At 72.5% G+C, this 3618-nt stretch carries 2 protein-coding genes; both read right to left on the bottom strand.

Annotated elements, in window-relative coordinates; translation table 11 throughout:
- Window positions 1–206: 206 nt before the first annotated feature.
- Window positions 207–1490 (bottom strand): phosphopyruvate hydratase, encoded by a 1284-nt coding sequence (gene eno, locus HGA02_RS13115; RefSeq protein WP_168679382.1) that lies wholly within the window; start codon window positions 1488–1490, stop codon window positions 207–209.
- A 156-nt stretch (window positions 1491–1646) separates the two neighbouring features.
- Window positions 1647–3618: endo-1,4-beta-xylanase (locus HGA02_RS13110; RefSeq protein WP_168679381.1), on the bottom strand; the 1972-nt coding region annotated here is incomplete at its 5' end.

Raw genomic sequence — 3618 nt, 5'->3', positions numbered from 1 at the left:
GGAGCCGTCCGCGGCGACCCGGTCCGTCGACCCGGGCCGCTCGGCGGCACGGGACGGCGCGGGGAGGGCATGGCGTCGATTGTGCCTTGCGGCGGCACCACCAGCCCGGACGTGCGTCGGGCGGGTCGCAGAGCCGGCGGGGACGCCGGAGGCCGGCCACCCCGTGGGGTGACCGGCCTCCGGTCGTCGTGCGGGACCCGGTCGGGTCAGCCCTGGCGGAACCGGGGGAAGGCGGAGCGCCCGGCGTAGCGGCCGGCGTCGTCCAGCTCCTCCTCGATGCGGAGCAGCTGGTTGTACTTGTTGATGCGCTCGCCACGGGCGGGCGCACCGGTCTTGATCTGGCCCGCGTTGGTCGCGACGGACAGGTCGGCGATGGTGGTGTCCTCGGTCTCGCCGGAGCGGTGCGAGGTCATCGTCGTGAAGCCGTTGCGCTGCGCGAGCGTCACCGCGTCGAGCGTCTCGGTGAGCGTGCCGATCTGGTTGAGCTTGACCAGCAGCGAGTTCGCGGCCTTGAGCTCGATGCCCTTGGCCAGACGCTCCGGGTTGGTGACGAACAGGTCGTCGCCGACGATCTGCACGCGGTCGCCGACCTCGGCCACGAGCTGGGACCAGGTGCCCCACTCGTCCTCGGACAGCGGGTCCTCGATGGAGACCAGCGGGTAGTCGCGGACGAGCTGCTCGTAGTAGGCGACCATCTCCTCCGGCGTGTGGGCGCGGCCCTCGAACTGGTAGGCGCCCTCCTTGAAGAACTCGGTCGACGCGACGTCGAGCGCGAGCGCGACGTCGGTGCCGGCCGTGAAGCCGGCCTGCTCGATCGCGACGAGGATGAGGTCGAGCGCGGCGCGGTTCGACTCGAGGTTCGGCGCGAAGCCGCCCTCGTCGCCGAGGCCCGTCGCCAGGCCACGGCTCTTCAGCACGGACTTGAGCGAGTGGTAGACCTCGGTGCCGGTACGGAGCGCCTCGCGGAACGTCGTGGCGCCGATCGGGGCGACCATGAACTCCTGGATGTCGACGTTGGAGTCGGCGTGCGACCCCCCGTTGAGGATGTTCATCATCGGCACGGGCAGGACGTGCGCGTTGGGGCCGCCGATGTAGCGGAACAGCGGCAGGTCGGCCGAGTCGGCCGCGGCCTTCGCGACGGCGAGCGAGACGCCCAGGATCGCGTTGGCGCCGAGCTTGCCCTTGTTCGGGGTGCCGTCGAGGTCGATGAGCGCGGCGTCGACGAGACGCTGCTCGGTGGCCTCGAAGCCGATGAGCTCGGGGGCGATGTCGTCGATGACCGCGTTCACGGCCTCCTCGACGCCCTTGCCCAGGTAGCGGGACTTGTCGCCGTCACGGCGCTCGACGGCCTCGAACGCACCGGTCGACGCACCCGAGGGCACGGCAGCGCGGGCGATGGTGCCGTCGTCGAGGGCGACCTCGACCTCCACGGTGGGGTTGCCGCGCGAGTCCAGGATCTCGCGGGCGCCGACGGCCTCGATGCTGGCCATGGGTGCTCCTTCGACGAGCGGGTGGGTTTACGACCTCACCCTAGTGGGGTGCACGGAGGACCGTGCTGGGACGTCCGGCCTTGGACACGGCTGCGCCGCGCGGGTAGGGGTCTGGCCCGTCCCCCGCGCGGCGCAACGCCGGTGCTCCGTCTGCGGTCAGCGCACCACGCATGCCGTGCCGTTGAGGCCGGCGGCCGTCGGGTTCGCGGCCGGCGTCGCCGTCGACGTGCCGATGAACCCGAACGTCGTCGACCCGCCGGAGGCGGCGAGCCGGGAGTTCCACGAGAGGTGGGTCGCGGTGACGGTGCTGCCCTGCTGCGTCGCGGTCGTGCTCCACGCCTGGGACAGGCGCTCGCCCGCGCCGAACGTCCAGCGCACGGTCCAGCCGTCGACGGCCGCGGGGCCGTCGTTCACGACCGTCACCTGCCCGACGAACCCGCCGGGCCAGGCGCTGGTCACCTGGTAGTCCACGACGCAGGCGCCACCGGACGTCGGCGTCGGGGTGGGCGTCGTCGGCGTGGGGGTCGGCGTGGGGGTCGTCGGCGTCGGGGTCGGCGTCGTCGGGGTGGGGGTCGGCGTGCCCTCGATGCGCGAGGGGTCGACGAGCCCCCAGTAGGCGGGCTTGGCCGTGAGCGTGCCGTCGAAGAGCAGCGGCGCGGCGCCCGACCGCAGCCACGTGCGGCTGTCGTCGAGCCCCCACAGCGTGACCGACTCGAGCGACGACGCGTGCTTCTTCAGCATCGCGAACACGTCGCGGTAGTAGTACGCCTGCTCGACGAGCCGGGACTGCGGGGGCGTGGTCCACGACTCGCCCGACGACCGGTACGTCGAGACGTCGAGCTCCGTCACGGCCTGCGTCACCGGCAGCGCCTCGAAGGCCGTGATCGTGTCCTCCATGCCGGAGATCGACCGTCCGACCTCGACGTGCAGCTGGTGGCCGACGCCGTCGACGGGCACGCCCTGCGCCAGCAGGGTCTTCACGAGCGACAGGTACGGCGCGCGCTTGTTCGAGAACTCGGTGTTGTAGTCGTTGATGAACAGCAGCACCTCGGGGCCGAACGCGGCGCGCGCGTAGCGGAACGCGTCCGCGATGTAGCTCGGTCCGAGGACGCGGTACCACTCGCTGCGGCGCAGGCCGTCGGACTGGTTCTCGTCGATCACCTCGTTCACGACGTCGAACGCGAAGATCGGGTTGCCCGCGGTCCCGTACTCGCCGTACGTCGTGCGGAAGTGGTCGGCGAGCGTCTGGATGTGGGTCTGCATCCGCGACCGCAGGAGGGCCTGGTCCTCGGCGCTCGTCGTGAGCGCGGACCCGTCGGCGCGCTGGAAGAACCAGGCCGGCGTCTGCTGGTGCCACAGCAGGGTGTGCCCGTAGACGCGCAGGTCGTGCGCGACGGCGTGGTCGACGATCTGGTCGGCGCCCGCGAACGTCCACGTCGTCTCGGTCGGGTGCGTCGCGTCGGGCTTCATCGCGTTGCCGACCGTGACCTGGCCGAAGTGCCGCAGCAGCAGGTCGGACCGTGCGCCGAGCGTCTCGGGCGCCTCGACGGCCGCGCCGAGCGGGAACGACGACGCCCACGTCTCTTTGAGCGACGGCAGCGTGAGGTCCGGCGTGAGCGCCGTGCTCGTGACGAGGACGTCGTCGAGCAGCAGGTCCGTGAGCGAGCCCGTCGTCTCGACGTAGAGCGACGCGGTGGCGAACGGGCCGGGCGTGTAGGAGCCGGTGATCTGCGACCAGGAGCCCGAGGTCACGCTGTCGGCCGTCGCGATCGTCTCGTAGGCCGTGCCGCTCGGGTTGTCGCGCTGCGCGGACAGCCGCACGCCCGCGGTGCCCGAGGACCCGGCGGGCAGCCGCACCCATGCCGAGACCGTGTACGTCGTGCCCGGCTCGAACAGCGTCGTGACGTCGCGCGTCGCGCCGTTCCACGACGCCGTCCGACCCGTCACCTCGAGGCTCTGCGTCCCGCGCGGGTGGTCCGTGCCGTCCACCGCGACGGTCGCGGCGCCTCGCCCGGCCCAGCCGGCGACGCCCGACTCGAAGTCGGCGCTCAGCACCGTGACCGTGGCCGCGGCGGCGGGCTTCGCGCGGAGCGCGGCGAGCTCGCCGGTGAGGCCCAGCGCGAGCGCG

This window comes from Cellulomonas septica, assembly GCF_012396155.1.
GTDB lineage: Bacteria > Actinomycetota > Actinomycetes > Actinomycetales > Cellulomonadaceae > Cellulomonas > Cellulomonas septica.
Note: the sequence above shows the minus strand (reverse complement) of the source record. Positions and strands in the feature narration are given on the sequence as shown.